This is a genomic window from Nonomuraea sp. NPDC059023 (assembly GCF_042740095.1).
GTDB lineage: Bacteria > Actinomycetota > Actinomycetes > Streptosporangiales > Streptosporangiaceae > Nonomuraea.
In genome coordinates, this window is record NZ_JBHYIO010000003.1 from 147327 (window position 1) to 162448 (window position 15122).

Annotated in this window: 18 protein-coding genes; 10 read left to right on the top strand and 8 right to left on the bottom strand. The window is 70.1% G+C overall.

All coding sequences use genetic code 11. The features are described 5' to 3' along the window. Positions 1-3 precede the first annotated feature (3 nt). From ACFWYW_RS06625 to ACFWYW_RS06635, 3 genes are read right to left on the bottom strand one after another with little or no spacing between them, the layout of a single operon-like run. A complete protein-coding gene (locus ACFWYW_RS06625; protein ID WP_379621409.1) occupies positions 4-1179 on the bottom strand; it encodes a hypothetical protein in 1176 nt (391 codons plus the stop codon). Continuing rightward, positions 1176-2498, bottom strand: coding sequence for a BNR-4 repeat-containing protein (locus ACFWYW_RS06630; protein ID WP_379621411.1), 1323 nt, complete (start codon positions 2496-2498; stop codon positions 1176-1178). Before ACFWYW_RS06630 ends, ACFWYW_RS06625 begins: the two co-directional genes overlap by 4 nt. 15 nt (positions 2499-2513) lie before the next feature. Continuing rightward, on the bottom strand, positions 2514-4211 hold the full coding sequence (locus ACFWYW_RS06635; RefSeq protein ID WP_379621413.1) for a glycoside hydrolase family 97 catalytic domain-containing protein: 1698 nt from the start codon (positions 4209-4211) through the stop codon (positions 2514-2516). 220 nt (positions 4212-4431) lie between these two features. Between ACFWYW_RS06635 and ACFWYW_RS06640 the strand changes: the two genes are divergently transcribed. From ACFWYW_RS06640 to ACFWYW_RS06665, 6 genes are all read left to right on the top strand, one after another. After that, the gene (locus ACFWYW_RS06640; protein WP_379621415.1) at positions 4432-5862 is read left to right on the top strand and encodes an ABC transporter substrate-binding protein; all 1431 of its coding nucleotides are present in this window, start codon (positions 4432-4434) and stop codon (positions 5860-5862) included. Beyond that, positions 5862-6743, top strand: a complete 882-nt coding sequence (locus tag ACFWYW_RS06645) for a carbohydrate ABC transporter permease (RefSeq protein ID WP_184960606.1) — start codon at positions 5862-5864, stop codon at positions 6741-6743. Before ACFWYW_RS06640 ends, ACFWYW_RS06645 begins: the two co-directional genes overlap by 1 nt. Positions 6744-6750: 7 nt before the next feature. Then, the gene (locus ACFWYW_RS06650) at positions 6751-7632 is read left to right on the top strand and encodes a carbohydrate ABC transporter permease (RefSeq protein ID WP_379621418.1); all 882 of its coding nucleotides are present in this window, start codon (positions 6751-6753) and stop codon (positions 7630-7632) included. Positions 7633-7635: 3 nt separating this feature from the next. Further along, a complete protein-coding gene (locus ACFWYW_RS06655; RefSeq protein WP_379621420.1) occupies positions 7636-8604 on the top strand; it encodes an aldo/keto reductase in 969 nt (322 codons plus the stop codon). 74 nt (positions 8605-8678) lie between these two features. Further along, positions 8679-8978 carry a cupin domain-containing protein gene (locus tag ACFWYW_RS06660; RefSeq protein ID WP_184960603.1) on the top strand — a complete coding sequence of 100 codons (300 nt, stop codon included), beginning with the start codon at positions 8679-8681 and terminating at the stop codon, positions 8976-8978. Beyond that, positions 8975-9847, top strand: a complete 873-nt coding sequence (locus tag ACFWYW_RS06665) for an aldo/keto reductase (RefSeq protein ID WP_379621423.1) — start codon at positions 8975-8977, stop codon at positions 9845-9847. The genes ACFWYW_RS06660 and ACFWYW_RS06665 overlap by 4 nt, the downstream gene beginning before the upstream one ends. On the opposite strand, the gene ACFWYW_RS06670 is transcribed toward ACFWYW_RS06665, so the two are convergent. After that, complete coding sequence (locus ACFWYW_RS06670; protein ID WP_379621425.1) at positions 9844-10404, bottom strand: DUF4291 domain-containing protein; 561 nt, start codon at positions 10402-10404, stop codon at positions 9844-9846. The genes ACFWYW_RS06665 and ACFWYW_RS06670 overlap by 4 nt on opposite strands. Before the next feature lie 117 nt (positions 10405-10521). On the opposite strand from ACFWYW_RS06670, the gene ACFWYW_RS06675 reads away from it, so the two are divergent. Continuing rightward, a complete protein-coding gene (locus ACFWYW_RS06675) occupies positions 10522-10935 on the top strand; it encodes a PPOX class F420-dependent oxidoreductase (RefSeq protein ID WP_379621427.1) in 414 nt (137 codons plus the stop codon). Here ACFWYW_RS06675 and ACFWYW_RS06680 read toward each other — a convergent pair. Then, entirely contained in the window at positions 10926-11549 is a 624-nt protein-coding gene (locus ACFWYW_RS06680; protein ID WP_379621429.1) for a hypothetical protein, read from the bottom strand. The genes ACFWYW_RS06675 and ACFWYW_RS06680 overlap by 10 nt on opposite strands. A 33-nt stretch (positions 11550-11582) precedes the next feature. Here ACFWYW_RS06680 and ACFWYW_RS06685 point away from each other — a divergent pair, with 33 nt between their 5' ends. Continuing rightward, positions 11583-11975: an MmcQ/YjbR family DNA-binding protein gene (locus ACFWYW_RS06685; RefSeq protein ID WP_379621431.1), complete on the top strand. Its 393-nt coding sequence runs from the start codon at positions 11583-11585 to the stop codon at positions 11973-11975. Here the strand turns inward: ACFWYW_RS06685 and ACFWYW_RS06690 are convergent. Both ACFWYW_RS06690 and ACFWYW_RS06695 read right to left on the bottom strand, forming a co-directional pair. Continuing rightward, positions 11951-12955 (bottom strand): aldo/keto reductase, encoded by a 1005-nt coding sequence (locus ACFWYW_RS06690; protein WP_379621433.1) that lies wholly within the window; start codon positions 12953-12955, stop codon positions 11951-11953. The two genes, ACFWYW_RS06685 and ACFWYW_RS06690, sit on opposite strands and share 25 nt — an antisense overlap. Further along, positions 12952-13380: a PPOX class F420-dependent oxidoreductase gene (locus ACFWYW_RS06695; protein WP_379621435.1), complete on the bottom strand. Its 429-nt coding sequence runs from the start codon at positions 13378-13380 to the stop codon at positions 12952-12954. Before ACFWYW_RS06695 ends, ACFWYW_RS06690 begins: the two co-directional genes overlap by 4 nt. 84 nt (positions 13381-13464) lie before the next feature. Here ACFWYW_RS06695 and ACFWYW_RS06700 point away from each other — a divergent pair, with 84 nt between their 5' ends. Next, on the top strand, positions 13465-14289 hold the full coding sequence (locus ACFWYW_RS06700; protein WP_379621437.1) for a helix-turn-helix transcriptional regulator: 825 nt from the start codon (positions 13465-13467) through the stop codon (positions 14287-14289). Positions 14290-14358: 69 nt separating this feature from the next. On the opposite strand, the gene ACFWYW_RS06705 is transcribed toward ACFWYW_RS06700, so the two are convergent. Continuing rightward, positions 14359-14874: a GNAT family N-acetyltransferase gene (locus ACFWYW_RS06705; protein ID WP_379621439.1), complete on the bottom strand. Its 516-nt coding sequence runs from the start codon at positions 14872-14874 to the stop codon at positions 14359-14361. On the opposite strand from ACFWYW_RS06705, the gene ACFWYW_RS06710 reads away from it, so the two are divergent. Continuing rightward, positions 14873-15121, top strand: coding sequence for a hypothetical protein (locus ACFWYW_RS06710; RefSeq protein ID WP_379621441.1), 249 nt, complete (start codon positions 14873-14875; stop codon positions 15119-15121). The two genes, ACFWYW_RS06705 and ACFWYW_RS06710, sit on opposite strands and share 2 nt — an antisense overlap. The last annotated feature ends 1 nt before the right edge of the window (position 15122 follow it).

Consider the following 15122-nt stretch of genomic DNA (forward strand, 5'->3'; position numbering starts at 1 on the left):
CTCCTACCTGATGACGATCTTGTCGAGCTCGGGCGTCCTGGCGGTGAGGTTGAAGAAGCGGATGTTGTTGACGCCCGCGATCAGCGGCACCTGGACGGTCGTCGTGGTGATCTTGTCGGGGGTGCCGGTCATGGGCACTTCGACGGAGTCGGCGCCGTTCACGCTGACGCGGAAGGACTGGGTGCCGTTGACGACGGCGTGGACGGTCATCTCCTTGGTCGCGGTGGTCTCGGAGAGGATGCCCTTGACCGTGGTGTAGTCGTAGGTGTTGCCGCCGATGAGGATGGTCTTGAGCCCGCCGGAGCAGATCTTGCAGTAGACGGGTTCCGCCGCGCCCTCGAAGAGCGTGCCCTTGCGCTCGGCCTCGTACGCGGCCGGGTCGGGCGCCGGCAGCCGGACCGGCGGGTTGACCGGCCCCAGCGTCCACGCCTTGAGGTCCCTGACCAGCATGTGGGTGTCCTGCAGGCCGGTGCTGCGGATGCTGCGGTAGATGCCCCACTTCGGACGGTTGTACTGCTCTTCCGTCCAGTAGAAGTCGATGTCGTCGATCCGCTGGTCCACCAGCGTGCGGTGGCCGTCCTTCAGCACCCAGCGCATGTAGCCCTTGTCGCTGGACTTGATCTCGATGGTGGTGGTGACCCACTTGTTCTGGATCGCCTCCAGGTCGTAGGAGGCGAAGCCGTGCGTGGCGTTGTCGGCCAGCGTCCAGTAGCGGGCCTCGATCTTCTGCACGCCGCTCTTGATCGGCAGGGAGAGCTGGGCGACCGGGGTGCCGATGTCGGAGGTCTTGAGCTGCCAGATGTGGCTGAAGCTGGAGGTGGCGTCCAGGGTGTCGGGAATGTACATCTGCCAGCTGATCCGCCAGGTCTCGTCCTTGCGCATCTCCAGGGCGCGGCCCCGGCCGTCGCGCATGCCGCGTACCTCGTTGCGCTGGCGGTCGGAGCCGTCGCGGTCCACGGTGTGCATGTCGAAGCGCCAGGCGTTCCTGCCGGCGGAGACGTGCGGCATGCCGTCGGCGTGCGAGCCGCGCCGGTCGTCCTCCAGCGCCTCGAAGGCGTTGACGCCGTCGCGCGACGGGCTGGGGTTCCAGCGCAGTTCCCAGCGATCGCCCGCGGCCTGCGCCGCGGACGGGGTGAAGGCGGCCACCAGCACGAGCGCCACCGCGAGCTGCCTGATCATCGAATCTCTCCCACGGCGTAGACGTTTCCGGTCTGCACGGTCTGGTCCTGGGTGCCGGTGTTGGTCTCGGCGAGCATGCGGACCGGGTCCTTGCCGCCCTCGATCACGTTGCCCTTCTGGAGCTTGGTGTCGGTCCAGATGTACTGTCCCTGCCGCCAGTTCCGGCCGCGGTCGAGGGTGAAGGCGGTGATGCCCGGCTCGCTGCCCCTGGTGGTGTAGACCCGGAGCGTGTGGGGGCCGGTCTTCTCGCTGTCGAGCAGGCCGTACTCCTGGGTGAGGCGGGTGAAGTCCCACGAGCGGCCGTTCCAGCGGCCCGCGGTCAGCCACGCGCGCTGTCCGCCGGTCTGGTTGTCGTAGAAGACGATCACCGGCTTGCCGTCGGCCATGACCTGGACCGAGTGGGTGAAGCCGGTGCCGTGCAGCAGTTCCCTGTTGCTGCGCCAGACGATCGCCTTGTCCAGCATCTCGGCCTGGTCGAGCTGGGTGCCCAGGTCCTCGCCCGTGACCGTGGAGAAGTGCCGGGTGGCCGGGTCGAAGACGGCGTAGAACACGTCGTGGATCTGGGTGCCGTGGCCGTGGACGTCGGGCTTGCCGCCGCCCGCCATCGTCCAGAGCATGTGGAAGCGGCCGCCGTACTCGGTCATCTCGGCGACGTAGACCTCGTTCATGTTGTCCGCGCGCTCGGAACCGAGGATGTACGGGTGGCCGGTCAGCTCGCCCGAGCTCTTCCAGGTCACGCCGTCGTCGGTGGACATGAGGTACTGCATCGGCCGGTCGTCGACGAAGGCCGTCTTGTCGTCCTCCTTGAGCGTGTCGCGGAAGAAGACGTAGACGTCGCCGTTGCGGGCCTTCAGCGCCATCGGGTAGGAGGCGTAGTAGGGCGCGACGTCACCGAGGCCGCGGTCGCTCCACGTTCCGTCGGCCGCCCGCGTGGCCAGGCGCAGCGGCGAGTTGTGCGCGCCGTGGAAGACCAGCAGCTTGCCGTCGTCGGCCTGGACCATGACCGGGTAGTTGTGCTTGTCCTTGAAGGAGGAGCCGATCTTGACCGGCGTGCTCCAGCGGCCGCCCTTGTGGTCGTAGTCCTGGAAGTAGGCGTCGGAGTCCTTGCCCATCCAGGAGACATAGGTCCGGTCCGCCTTGCGGTCGTACAGGCCCGCGCCCATCGGGCGGCGGTCGCTGTGGACGCGGGCGTGGGTGGCGGTGGTCTGCGCGACGAGCGTGCCGCCCCTGTCGTGCTGGGGTTCGGCCCGCGCGTTGGTGAAGACACCGAGGGCGAGGGCGGCCGCCGCCGTGGCGGCGCCGATCCGGGTGGGGTGCACGGGTCCTCTTTCCGGTCATGACGGCCGGCGCGGGGCCAGCCGTAAGGTGAAACCGCCGTTGGCGGCCACGGGGATGTCGAGCTTGGCGCCCGGGGCGACCTCGGCCTCCTCGGCCGCGACGCCGTCCGCGAGGAAGTCGAGCGCGACCGTGATCACGCGGGGTTCGCCCGCCGTGCCGCAGGCCACGTACCAGACCTCGCCGTCGCGGCGGGCCAGTACGAGGTGGTCGGCCGGGTCGCCGGACAGCAGGCGGGTCTCGTCCCAGGCGACGGGGACCCGGGCGAGCAGGCGCCGGGCTTCGGGGCGCGCGCCGTACGCCTCGATGCTGTCGGCGAAGTGCTGCACCCCGGACTCGAACAGGACGGCGAGCGCGAGCTCGAAGCCGGCCGAGATGCTCCGCACGGCGCTGAAGGTGACGGGGGTGAAGTCCATCGGGCCCTGTACGTTGCGGGTGCAGGCCAGCGACAGGTAGTGCGCAGGCGGGTAGAGCGGTTCCTTGCCGGGTTTCGGCTTGATCCACTCGGCGCCCTTGACCGCCTCGGCGGTCATGAAGTGCGGCCAGGTGCGCTCGGTGCCGCGCGGGATCGTGCCGCCGTGGAAGACGACCATCAGCTCCAGCCTCGCGGTGGCCTCCAGGATGGAGTCGAACCAGCGCATGCGGTCCTGGCCGTCGGACTCGGTGAAGTCGATCTTCACGCCGACTGCGCCCCACTCCTTCCAGAGGGCGAGCTTCTCGCGATGCTCCAGCGGGGTGTCAACGTGCTGCCAGTGCGACCAGAGCCAGATGCCGACGCCGCGCTCGCGGGCGTAGGCGATGAGCTCGGGCATCCACTCCTTGTTCCATCCGGCGTCGGCCAGCACGTACGGCCAGCCCATCCCGGCGGCGAAGTCCACCCAGACCTTCTGGGCCTCCAGGTCGCGGGTGGAGGGGCCGTCCGACCACCAGGACCAGGCGGCGGCGCCCGGCTTGACCCAGGAGGCGTCGGGCACCTTGGACGGCTCGGCCAGGCTGGTCACCAGGTCGCCGGCGACGATGGCGGCGAGGTCGCCGACGATCGCCGTACGCCAGGGCGTGACCAGCGGGGAGGCGGCGGTGACGTACGGGTCGGGCAGGTCGAGGCGGAAGGCGGTGCCGTCGAAGGCGAGGCGGGTGCCGGCGTAGCCGCTGTCCAGGTTCGACTCGGTGACCAGCATCCAGCTCTCGCCGATCTGGAACAGCGACGGGTAGCCGTACAGGATCGGCTCGGCCCGCTCGACGGTGGTGTGGTGGTGGATCTCCTCGTAGTCGCAGCGGCCGTTCTCGTAGGGCAGGAGGATGGCGCGGGCCGCCGCCGGCACCACATACTCCGAAATTTCATCGCAAATCGTGACGGGGCCGGTCCAGCTGACCCGATACCGGTACGCCACGCCGCCCGACCCCACCCGCACCTGGAGTTCCAGGCCTGGGCTGAAGGAGAGGGTCCATTCGGTGGCGGTGTAGCGGTGCGCCCGGCTCTTGCCGGTCACGGTCTCGTAGGTCTCGTCGACGGCCCGGCTGGTGATCCCCTCGAACGCCAGGCCGCGGGTCAGGTCGGCGTGGGCGGCCTTCAGGCCCAGCCGGGACGGGCTGACGACCACCCGGCCGGCGTGCCGTACCTCCCATGAAAGCTCGCCGTCAGGCGAGAGCTCGATCACTGCTTCCAGATCGTCGGCAGCACAGGTCCATTTGGGCACGAAAGCCTCCATGGCTAGCTCACAGTGCGCCCGAGCCTAGGTTGCAAGCGATTGCAATTCAATTCTTGACGAAGTTAATTACCAGGTCTACGGTACGGCCATGCCCCTGAGTCATCGGACCTTTGCGGCGAGACTGACCGTGAGGCCTGTGTGCGCCCGGCACCTCAACCCTCCGACCGCCAGTGCGGCCATCGAGATCTTCCTCTGAAAGAGGTCATCCATGGACATGAACCGCCGCCGGATGCTGGCCCTCGCCGTGGCCGCCGCGTCCATGCCCGTCATCGCCGCCTGCGGAGGCGACACGCGCCAGCAGAAGCAGGCCGCCGCGCCGGTCAAGACGGGCATCCAGACCATCGACCCCAACCGGCCGGGCAACGACACCTGGCCGTTCGAGGAGGCCGAGAAGCTCTACAACTCGCTGCAGTGGCCGAAGTCGGACGTGGCCGACCCCGCGGCCAAGGTGACGATCACCATCGCCTCCACCTCGGACGTCATCGCCGAGGTGCGCAACATGCAGTTCGACTACTTCTTCAAGAAGCGCCACCCGAACATCGAGATCAAGCGCGAGACCTCGACCTTCGACGGCTTCCTCACCAAGTACATGGCCCAGGCCGCGGGCGGCTCCCTGCCCGACGTCATGTACAACCACTACTCCTGGACCCAGAACTTCATCTCCAACAACATCGTCGCCCCACTGGAGGACTTCATCGCCAGGTCCCCCGACTTCGCCAGGGACGACCTGCCCAAGGCCGGGCTCGCCTACTTCGAGCGCGACGGCAAGCTGTACGGCCTGCCCACCGACATGGCACCCAAGCTGCTCTTCTTCAACAAGGACATCTTCGACAAGGCCGGCCTGAAGTACCCGGACGAGACCTGGACCTTCGAGAAGATGATCGAGACCGCGAAGAAGCTCAAGAGCGGCTCCGGCGCCACGAAGATCTTCGGTTTCTCGCCGACCCCGAAGCCCGCCCCCGACCTGTCGACGGTCTTCCTGATGCCGTACGGCGGGCGGTTCCTCTCCCCCGACGAGACCCAGGTCCAGGTCAACTCCCCCGAGGCGGTCAAGACGCTCGGCATGTGGCTCGACCTGCTGCTCAAGGACGGCGTCACGCCGAGCCTGGCCGAGGAGCTCCTGCTGGAGAAGGTCGACCCGTGGAAGTCCGGCCACGCCGCCATGCACATCAACGGCGCCTGGATCATGACGGAACTGGCCAAGCAGAAGGCGTTCAAGTGGGGCGCCACGCACGTGCCGAAGGGCCCGCAGGGCCGCTTCTCCCCCGCCGTCGGCAGCGCCCTGGTCATCACCGAGGCCTCCCAGCAGAAGGAGGCGGCGTGGCTCTACATCTACGAGTACCTGTCGTCCTCCGGCTACCAGTTCCGCCGCATCAGCGCCCCGGCGCGCCAGTCGGCGTGGCTGCCCAACGCCGAGGCGCTCGGCATCCCGAAGGAAACGGCGGAACTGGTCAAGGAGATCCTCGCCGACTACGCCACCAGTGACGGCGTGCTGCGCCTGCCGGCCACCAAGAAGGCGGTCGACACGGCCAAGCCCATCTGGGAGCGCGCGATGCTCGGCAAGATCGACGCCAAGGCGGCGCTGGACGAGATCGCCGCCAAGGTCGGCCCGCTGCTCGCCGAGAACAAGATCGCGTGATGGCCACGCTCGCCCAGCGCGAGGCGCGGCGCTTCCACCTGTTCGTCTCGCCGTGGCTGCTGGGGTTCATCCTGTTCACGGCCGGCCCGATCATCGCGGCCATCGTCATCAGCTTCATGGAGTGGAACCTGCTGAAAGCGCCTCAGTGGGTGGGCCTGGCCAACTACGAGCGCATGTTCGGCGACCCCGAGTTCTGGGAGTCGATCGAGAACACCGTCCAGTACGGGGTCGGCTACGTCGCGCTCGGCGTCACGTTCACGTTCGTGATGGCGCTGCTGCTCAACCAGCCGCTGCGCTTCCAGGGCCTGTTCCGCACCGTCATGTACATGCCGTCCGTGGTCTCCGGGCTGGCGACGGCGCTGCTGTGGCTGAACATCCTGCACCCCGACTACGGCCTGATCAACAAGGTCCTGGCCACGGTCGGCATCACCGGCCCCGGCTGGCTGGCCTCGCAGGAGTGGGCCATCCCGGCACTGGTGCTCATGGCGGTGTGGGGCGCCGGCAACACCATCGTCATCTACCTGGCCGGGCTTCAGGGCATCCCGAAGTCGCTCTACGAGGCGGCCGAGATCGACGGCGCCGGCTGGTGGCGGCGCTTCTGGAGCGTCACCGTGCCGATGATGTCGCCGGTCATCTTCTTCAACGTGGTCACCGGCTTCATCGGCGCCCTGCAGGGCTACGTGCTCATCCTGGCCATGACCGAGGGCGGGCCCGGCAACGCCACGATGGTGCTCGGCCTCTACATCTACCGGCACGCCTTCGTCTACTTCGACATGGGGTACGCCGCGGCGCTCTCGTGGGCCATGTTCGCCATCATCATCGCCGTCACCGCCATCCAGTTCGCCCTGGCCAGGCGCTGGGTGCACTACGAGTTCAAGTGAGGTCCCGATGCTGCTGAAACGAGCGGAGCCGAGGACCCTCACCCCGGCGCAGACCGAGCGGATCCGGCGGGCGCAGCGGGCGGGCGCGTACGTGCTGCTCATCGCGAGCACCGTCGTGTTCGTGCTGCCGTTCCTGTGGATGATCACGACGTCGCTGAAGTCGGACGCGGAGAACCTCGCCTTCCCGCCGCAGTGGCTGCCCGACTCCTTCCACTGGGAGAACTACTCGCGCGGCTGGTTCGGGTCGCTGGACTACACACGGTTCATGCTCAACACCGTGCTGATCACGGCGCTGTCGATGGCGGGCAACCTGATCTCGTGCGTCCTGCCGGCCTACGCGTTCGCGCGGATGCGGGCGCGGGCGGCCACGCTGATGTTCGGGGCGCTGCTGGCCACCATGATGATCCCGCGCGAGATCACGCTGGTGCCGAAGTTCATCCTGTTCTCCAAGATCGGCTGGGTGGACACGTACCTGCCGCTGATCGTGCCGGAGTTCTTCGGGGTCGCGCTCTACATCTTCCTGCTGCGGCAGTTCTTCACCACGATCCCGCAGGAGCTCATCGACGCCGCCCGCATCGACGGCGCCTCCGAGCTGCGAATCCTGTGGCGGATCATGCTGCCGCTGTCGAAGCCGGCGCTGGCGGCCATCTGCCTGTTCTCCTTCGTGGGCAACTGGAACCAGTACCTGGAGTCGGTCATCTACATCAGGACGACCGAGAAGTTCACGCTGCCCATGGGGCTCGGGCTGTTCACCGACCAGTTCGCCACGCAGTACAACCAGATGATGGCCGTGGCCCTGATCGCCATGATGCCCATCGTGATCATCTTCTTCATCGCCCAGAAGACCTTCATCAGGGGCGTCACTCTGACCGGAATCGCAGGAAGGTAGTACGTGGACTATCGACGGTGCGGGCGCAGCGGGCTGCTGCTGCCCGCTGTCTCCCTCGGGCTCTGGCACAACTTCGGCGACGGCCGTACGCCGGAGAGCCAGCGCGCGATCGTGCGCGCGGCCCTCGACCTCGGCATCACCCACTTCGACCTCGCCGACCGGTACGGCCCGCCGCTCGGCGCCGCCGAGCGCACGTTCGGCTCGATCTTCCAGCTCGACCTGCGCGGCATGCGGGACGAGATCGTGGTCACCACCAAGGGCGGCAACCCCATGTGGGACGGCCCCTACGGCAAGGGCAACTCCCGCAAGCACCTGCTGGCCACCCTGGACCAGTCGCTCGGCCGCCTCGGCCTGGACCACGTCGACATCTACTATCTGCACCGCGACGACCGGGACACCCCGCTGGAGGAGCAGGCCGCGGCCCTGGACCACATGGTCCGCACCGGCAGGGCGCTGTACGTGGGCGTGTCGAACTTCTCCCCCGGCCGCACGGAGGCCATCTCCGGGCTGCTGCGCTCCCTGGGCACGCCGCTGCTGGTGCACCAGCCCGTCTACTCGCTGCTGCGGCGCGACATCGAGGAGGAACTGCTCGGGGTGCTGGAGCGGGAGGGCGTGGGCTGCGTGGTGTATTCGCCGCTGGCCCAGGGGTTGCTGACGGACCGGTATCTGGCGGGCATCCCGTCGGACTCGCGGGCGGCGGAGGGGCGGTTCCTGACGGCTGACCGGGTGACGGAGGAGGTGCTGTCCTTCGTACGGCAATTGTCGGAAATTTCATCTGATCGTGGGCAATCGGTGGCGCAGCTGGCCCTCGCCTGGGCGCTGCGCGACGAGCGGATCACCTCCGTGCTCGTCGGCGCCTCCAGCCCCGAGCAGCTCGCGGCCAACGCCGCCGCCGTGGACCGCCTCGGCTTCACCGCCGACGAACTGTCCGCCATCGAGCGGGCGGCCAAGGAGAGCGGCGTCCTCGGCTGACGGCGTTCCCACAGACCGCGTGCGCGCCCGGTGCCAGAGGCGCGCACGCACCCTTCTCCGCAAAGGAGCCCCCCATGCGCAGGAGCACGCTGGCCGAGCACGGCGACGGGATCTCGTTACCCGGCTACCGGGTCGAGTCCGGCGGCGTCTCCACCCTGCCCCCCGGGCAGATCAGCCACAACCGGGGCCCGCACACCCATCCCGACCCCGAGATCTTCCTCATTCTGTCCGGCACGGGCCGGATCCACCTCGACGGCGAGGTGTCCGGTTTCGCCGCCGGGGACGTGCTCATCGTCGAGGCCGGCGAGGACCACCACCTGGAGGCCGTCACCGAGGTCGTCACCACCTGGCTCCACCTGGAACCCGCCCCGTGACCCTGCCCCACCTGCCCGAGCTGGGGCTGGGCGGCGGCCCGCTCGGCAACTACCTGCGTCCCATCAGCGACGGGCAGGCCCGCGCGGTCGTGGACGCCGCCTGGGAGTCGGGCATCCGCTACTTCGACACCGCCCCCTACTACGGGCTCGGCCTGGCCGAACGCCGTCTCGGCGCGGCGCTGCGCGACCGGCCCCGGTCGGAGTACGTGCTGTCGACCAAGGTGGGCCGGCTGATCCGGCCGGGCCCCGGCGGCCCTGGGATCTTCGCCGTGGCCGACGACCGGCACGCCGTCTGGGACTTCTCCCGCGACGGCGTCCTGCGCAGCCTGGAGGAGTCGCTGGAACGGCTCGGCACCGGCCATGTCGACATCCTGCTCGTCCACGACCCCGACCATCACTGGCCCCAGGCCCTCGACGAGGCGTTCGCGACGCTGGCCGACCTGCGCGCGCAGGGAGTGGTGAAGGCGATCGGCGTCGGCATGAACCAGCCCGCGATGCTCGCCGCCTTCGTCAGGAACGCCGATCCCGACGTGCTGCTGGCCGCCAACCAGTGCACGCTGCTGCGCCGTACCGCCTTCGATGAGCTTCTGCCGCTGTGCGCCGAGCGGGGCGTCCCGGTGGTGGCGGCCAGCCTGTTCCACCGCGGCCTGCTGGCCGAGCCGCCCGCCGATCCGCCGCCGGAGGTCCGGCCGATCGTGGACGCCTGCGCCGCGTACGGGGTGCCGGTGGCCGGGGCCGCGATGCGTTTCCCGCTGCGCCATCCGGCCGTGCGCTCGATCCTCATCGGGGCCCACACTCCGGCCCAGGTGCTGGCCAACGTGGCGGACTTCCGTACCCCGGTCCCCGAGGGGTTGTGGGCCGCGCTCTAGGAGGCCTGGACGACGGCGGCCAGCTCGGCGCCGAGCGGGTAGGGACGCTCGGCGGGCAGCAGCCCGGTGACGTCCCGCTTGGCCCGCAGCGCCGCGTGCACGGCCTTGACCTGCGGGGTGATGTCGCGGATACCGGTGATCCACTCGTCGGCGTAGCGGGTGACGGCCTCGCCGGACAGCCCGATCTGGATCGAGCGGTGGGGCAGCGGGTTGTGGTGCACGTCGCGCTCAGGGTCCCACTGCACCCGCACCGGCCTGCCGCGTACCTCCGCGCCGCCGTGGTGGCTCAGCGACGCGTTGGCCAGCGCCCACGCGAAGCCGTCGCGGCTGATGTCAACGGCCAGCACGCGGGCCTGGCCGGGCTTGGTGGCATAGCCGCAGCGGTACATCATCCAGAGGAACGACGGCTTGATCCACGTCATCCGCTCGCGTTTGAAGGGCGCCACGAACCGCTGCGCCGCGACCGCCGCAACGGCGATGGCCGGGTCGTAGGCCTGGTAGACGGTGATCGTCTCCTCGGTGTAGACGGCACGGATCTGCCGATAGGGCACGTTCATCCGCCCAGCGTGGCGAAGGCGGCGTCCACCCCGCAACGCGATTTACCCGTGTCTGTCGACACGCGGGCCGCCCGATCGTGTAAAGGGAGAGGACCGCCGCAGAAAGGGAGACCTGCCATGACGTTCACCGACGAGGAGCGCGCCTACCTGCGCTCCCAGTCCCTCGCCCGCCTCGCCACGCTCGACGCCGGCGACCAGCCCGACGTGATGCCGGTCGCCTACGAGTTCGACGGCACGTACTTCTGGGTCGGCGGCGGCCAGAGCGTGGTGGACACCCGCAAGTTCCGCAACGTCGCCGCCGGACGCGCCAAGGTCGCGCTGGTGGTCGATGACATGCCGTCTTCCGACCCGTTCGTCGCGCGCGGCATCCGCGTGTACGGCGTGGCCGAGCAGCCCTTCGAACGCACCGGCATGGTCGGGCCCGGCGTGTACCTGCGCATCACGCCCACGATCTCCTGGAGCTGGAATCTGGCCGGCGAGCCGGTCGGCGAGAGCTGGTACCCGTCCCGCCGCGCCGTACATCAGCCCTGAGCCTCCTTGAGCTTGGCCGCGGCCAGGCGGGCCGCGCGCCGGCTCAGCGCCGGGTCGAAGGTGCCGAAGTAGCCGTCGCTCACGACCAGCGTGACGACCTGGCCGACCCGCATGAGCACGACGTCCTGGGCGTGGATCGGGCGGGCGAACTCCTGGGGATGGTCGCTGTAGCGGATCGCGTACACCCAGGTGCCCACGCGCCCGACGGACAGCCGCTTGATGCCCTCCTTGCGCTTCTTGGTGCTCTTGTCCACCCCGGCGCAGTCACGCGCCATCGCCTTGCCCGCCGCCTGCCAGGAGGCCAGCCCTGCCGGGGTGGCGCCGAGCGCGAACTGCCGCAGCCCGGACGGCTTGCCCCGCTTGTCGATGAAGGCGGCCGCCTTGCTCCTGAGCAGCGGCTTCAGCCTGTCTATCGCCGTCCGGCAGGCCTTGGTGTGCGCGGAGTCCTTGTCGAGCGCCTCACGCGGGCGCTTGACGTTGTCGGCGTAGCCGTCACCCAGGTCCTCGGGGGTGAGGACGGCCTCGGCGAGCTGGGCGGGGGCCGGAGGCTTGGCCAGTGCGGGCGTAGCCGACAGCACCATGGCGGCGACGCCGCCTAAGATCACGAAACGCATGGCATCGGAGCCTAGTGTCCTAGGGTGGGCGGCATGACGCGAAGCTGGACCGACGCCGACGTCGGGAGGGTGAGCGAGCGGGTGGCGGAGCTGGCCGCCGGGCTGCCGGGGGTGGTGGTCGAGGAGTCGTTCGGCCACGTCGCCTGCCGGCTGGGCAGCAAGCGCCTCGCCTGGGTGCTGGTCGACCACCACGGCGACGGGCGGCTCGCGCTGTGCGTGAAGGCGCCGCCCGGGGAACTGGAGACGCTGCTCGCCACCGACCCCGAGCGTTACTTCACCCCGCAGTACGTCAGGGGCTGGGTGGGCGTCGAGCTGCACGAGGTGGAGCCCGACTGGCGGGAGGTGGCGTCCCTGCTGGAGCAGGCCTGGCGCATGATCGCCGGCAGGGCCGCCGTCGCCGCCTACGACGCGTCCAGGCGCCGGTAGCCCTCGCCGAACACCCAGGGGTCGGCCTCGCACTCGGCCAGGAAGTCCCCGGGGAAGCCGGCCTCGAAGCCGGCCGCCGCCTCCAGCCTCGTGAGCGCCTCCCCGTCCAGCACGACCTCGGCCGCGCCCAGGTTGTCGGCCAGTTGCCGGGCGTCGCGGGCGCCGACGATCGGGTGCACGAACGGGTGCCGCGCCCGCGTCCACGCGATCGCCACCTGCGACGGGCTCGCGCCCACCTCCCCCGCGACCTCCCGCACCGCCCGCGCCACGGCGTGATCGCGGTCGCCGAGCGTCGCGGGATCCACCCGGGTGGGCCCCTCCGCCCCCTCGCCGCCGCTGAACTTGCCCGACAGCACGCCCCCGGCCAGCGGCCCCCACGCCGCCACGCTGAGTCCGAGCTCGCCCGCCATCGGCAGCAGTTCCCGCTCGACGTCCCTCTTGAGCAGGCTGTACGGCACCTGCACCCCCGCGAACGGCGTCCACCCGCGCCACTCCGCCAGCGTGTTGGCCCGGCTCACCACCCACGCGGGCGCATCCGAGATCCCCACGTACAGCACCTTCCCCGCGCGCACCGCGTCGTCCAGCGCCCGCATCGTCTCCTCCAGCGGGGTGCGCCGGTCCCACAGATGCACCCAGAGCAGGTCCACATAGTCGGTACGCAGCCGCCTGAGGCTCCGCTCCAGCGAGTGCACGAGGTTCTTGCGGTGGTTGCCCGCCGCGTTCGGATCCGTCTGGTCACGGGAGATCGAGTACTTGGTGGCCAGGACGAGCCGCTCGCGCCGCCCGGCCAGCAGTTCGCCGAGGACGCCCTCGCTCTCGCCGTAGGCCGAGGCCGTGTCGATCACGTTGCCGCCCGCGCCCTCGTAGGCGTCGAGCATCGCGCGGTGCTCCTTGCCCGCGCCGCCCTCGTAGAAGCCCATCGCGCCGAAGAACAACTCCGACACCCGCAGCCCGGTACGCCCCAGCAGCCGGTACCTCATGCCGCCACCTCCCTGGCGGCGAAGTCGCCCTCGATGCCCCAGGCGAGGATCCGCCGCGGCAGGATCAGCATCCACGCCTCCTCGAACGGGAACGGCGCCGCGAGCCGCTCCCCCACCTCCACGCCGCCCTCGTCGAAGGTCCGCGCCACGCCCCTGATCTCGATGCCCCGCGGAGACCACGGCTCCACCGAAGCCAGGTCGTCCACCACGAACGCGACGTCCGGGTGCCGCCGGGCGTCGCGGAACTTCTTGCTGCGAGCCATGCCCGAGCCCGCGACGCCGCCCACGATCAGCCCGCCCGAGCCGGGATCGTAGATCACCCCGACGGGGCGCACCGACGGCCTGCCGTCGGCTCCGGTCGTGGCCAGGCGGCCGAGGGGCTGGCTGGTCAGGTAGGCGATCTCGCCCGGTGTGAATGCGCTCATGGGGACGAGACTGCCGGGCCGTACACGGGAGAGGGAGACCGCCGCAAGCCTGGCTCCCGCAGGGCCACCCTCTACACTCGGGCCATGGGTAACAACGAGCTGGGGGCGTTCCTGCGCGCCCGGCGCGAGGCGGTGCCACCCGAGGCGGTCGGATTCCCGTCGGGAACGCGCCGCCGCACCCCCGGCCTGCGCCGCGCCGAACTGGCCACGGTCGCGGGCGTCAGCGTCGACTACCTCACGCGTCTCGAACAGGGCCGCGACCGGCGCCCGTCCACCGAGATCCTCACCGCGCTCGCCGACGCGCTGTCACTCTCGCCCGACGAACGCATCCACCTGCACCGGCTGCACAAAGCGGATGCCGGCGGCGTCTGCGCGGGCGCCCCGCCGCTCTCCCGCACGCTGCGCCCCACGGTGGAGGCGATGCTGGCCCGCCTGGCCCACACCCCCGCCGTCGTCGTCAACCAGCTCACCGAGATCCTGGCCCACACTCCCGCGTACGCCCGCCTGCTCGGCCCCTTCGGCCTGCTCGACGACGACCCGCCGAACCTGGCCCGCTACCTGTTCACCGACCCCCGCGCCCGCGACGCCTTCCCCGGCTGGACGGAGGTGGCCGCCGAACGCGCCGCCGACCTGCGCGCCAGCGCCGCGCTGGGCGACCAGCACGCGGCGCACCTGGCCGGCGAACTGTCCCTGACGGCCGGAGCCACCTTCACCCGGCCCTACGCGAACGCGATGCTCCCCGCCCGCATCGGCACCGAACGATGGGCGCACCCGGAAGGCGAACTCCTGCTCGCCTACGAGACCCTCACGCTGGCGGGCACCGACGACCAGCGCCTGATCGTCTACGTCCCGGCCGACGAGGCGACCACGACCCTGCTGGCCGAGCCCACCCGTACCAGCCTGTCGTAGGACACCCCGCCCGGAGCGATTCACGCTCCGGACGGGGCGTCAGCGATGCTCAGCCTTGAACGGCTGGTGCTAGAGCCCGAACGGCGCCGCGTACCGGATGGTTCCGGACGGCAGCCCCTCACCGGGCACGAGCGCCATCGCCATCAGCGCCTCGTCGGGCACCTCGAACGTGACCCCGATCCCGTGCTCGGACGCGCGCCCGAACCCGAACCTCGGGTAGTACTCCGGATGCCCGAGGACGACGACGAACCGCTCGCCCATGGCGGCCGCGGCCCGCAGCACGGCCCGCGTGGCGGCCGACCCGGCGCCGGTCTTCTGCCGGTCGGGCCGCACCGAGACCGGCCCCAGGCACAGCGCCGGCGTGTCCCCGATGTGGCACCGGGTGAGCAGCGCGTGGCCGACCGGCCGGTCGTCACCGTCGACCGCGACGACGGACAGCCCGTCGATCCAGGCGGAGTCGGTGCGGAGCGCGTCGAGGAGATCCGCTTCCAGCGGGGTCTCGAACGCCCCCAGAACGATCTCCCGGACAACGGGGACGTCGGCGGTGGTCTCGGCGCGCGTGATCCACTCAGAAGGTGAAGACATGATGGATGAAGATCCGTTTCGTGATGAGTTGACGATGTCCTCCGGCGGGCTCACGCACCCGGCCGGTCAGAACGGCGCGGATCAGGCCATCGTCCGGGACGTGAGGATGCTCCGGACGCTGCGCACGACAGTGGCCCCTGGCGCGGTCATCAACTCACCTCCCTTCTCTCCGTCTCTCCATTTCGATCGTCCACCTTACCAGCTCTGGAACCTCCTCGCCCCGCGTGAGGAGGACGAGGAGGCGTGAG

Bases quoted from the DNA above. Each gene is read 5' to 3' on its own strand.
- ACFWYW_RS06625 (WP_379621409.1), bottom strand. From the start codon at position 1,179: ATGATCAGGCAGCTCGCGGTGGCGCTCGTGCTGGTGGCCGCCTTCACC.
- ACFWYW_RS06640 (WP_379621415.1), top strand. From the start codon at position 4,432: ATGGACATGAACCGCCGCCGGATGCTGGCCCTCGCCGTGGCCGCCGCG.
- ACFWYW_RS06645 (WP_184960606.1), top strand. From the start codon at position 5,862: ATGGCCACGCTCGCCCAGCGCGAGGCGCGGCGCTTCCACCTGTTCGTC.
- ACFWYW_RS06650 (WP_379621418.1), top strand. From the start codon at position 6,751: ATGCTGCTGAAACGAGCGGAGCCGAGGACCCTCACCCCGGCGCAGACC.
- ACFWYW_RS06660 (WP_184960603.1), top strand. From the start codon at position 8,679: ATGCGCAGGAGCACGCTGGCCGAGCACGGCGACGGGATCTCGTTACCC.
- ACFWYW_RS06670 (WP_379621425.1), bottom strand. From the start codon at position 10,404: ATGAACGTGCCCTATCGGCAGATCCGTGCCGTCTACACCGAGGAGACG.
- ACFWYW_RS06675 (WP_379621427.1), top strand. From the start codon at position 10,522: ATGACGTTCACCGACGAGGAGCGCGCCTACCTGCGCTCCCAGTCCCTC.
- ACFWYW_RS06680 (WP_379621429.1), bottom strand. From the start codon at position 11,549: ATGCGTTTCGTGATCTTAGGCGGCGTCGCCGCCATGGTGCTGTCGGCT.
- ACFWYW_RS06685 (WP_379621431.1), top strand. From the start codon at position 11,583: ATGACGCGAAGCTGGACCGACGCCGACGTCGGGAGGGTGAGCGAGCGG.
- ACFWYW_RS06690 (WP_379621433.1), bottom strand. From the start codon at position 12,955: ATGAGGTACCGGCTGCTGGGGCGTACCGGGCTGCGGGTGTCGGAGTTG.
- ACFWYW_RS06695 (WP_379621435.1), bottom strand. From the start codon at position 13,380: ATGAGCGCATTCACACCGGGCGAGATCGCCTACCTGACCAGCCAGCCC.
- ACFWYW_RS06700 (WP_379621437.1), top strand. From the start codon at position 13,465: ATGGGTAACAACGAGCTGGGGGCGTTCCTGCGCGCCCGGCGCGAGGCG.
- ACFWYW_RS06710 (WP_379621441.1), top strand. From the start codon at position 14,873: ATGATGGATGAAGATCCGTTTCGTGATGAGTTGACGATGTCCTCCGGC.
- ACFWYW_RS06705 (WP_379621439.1), bottom strand. From the start codon at position 14,874: ATGTCTTCACCTTCTGAGTGGATCACGCGCGCCGAGACCACCGCCGAC.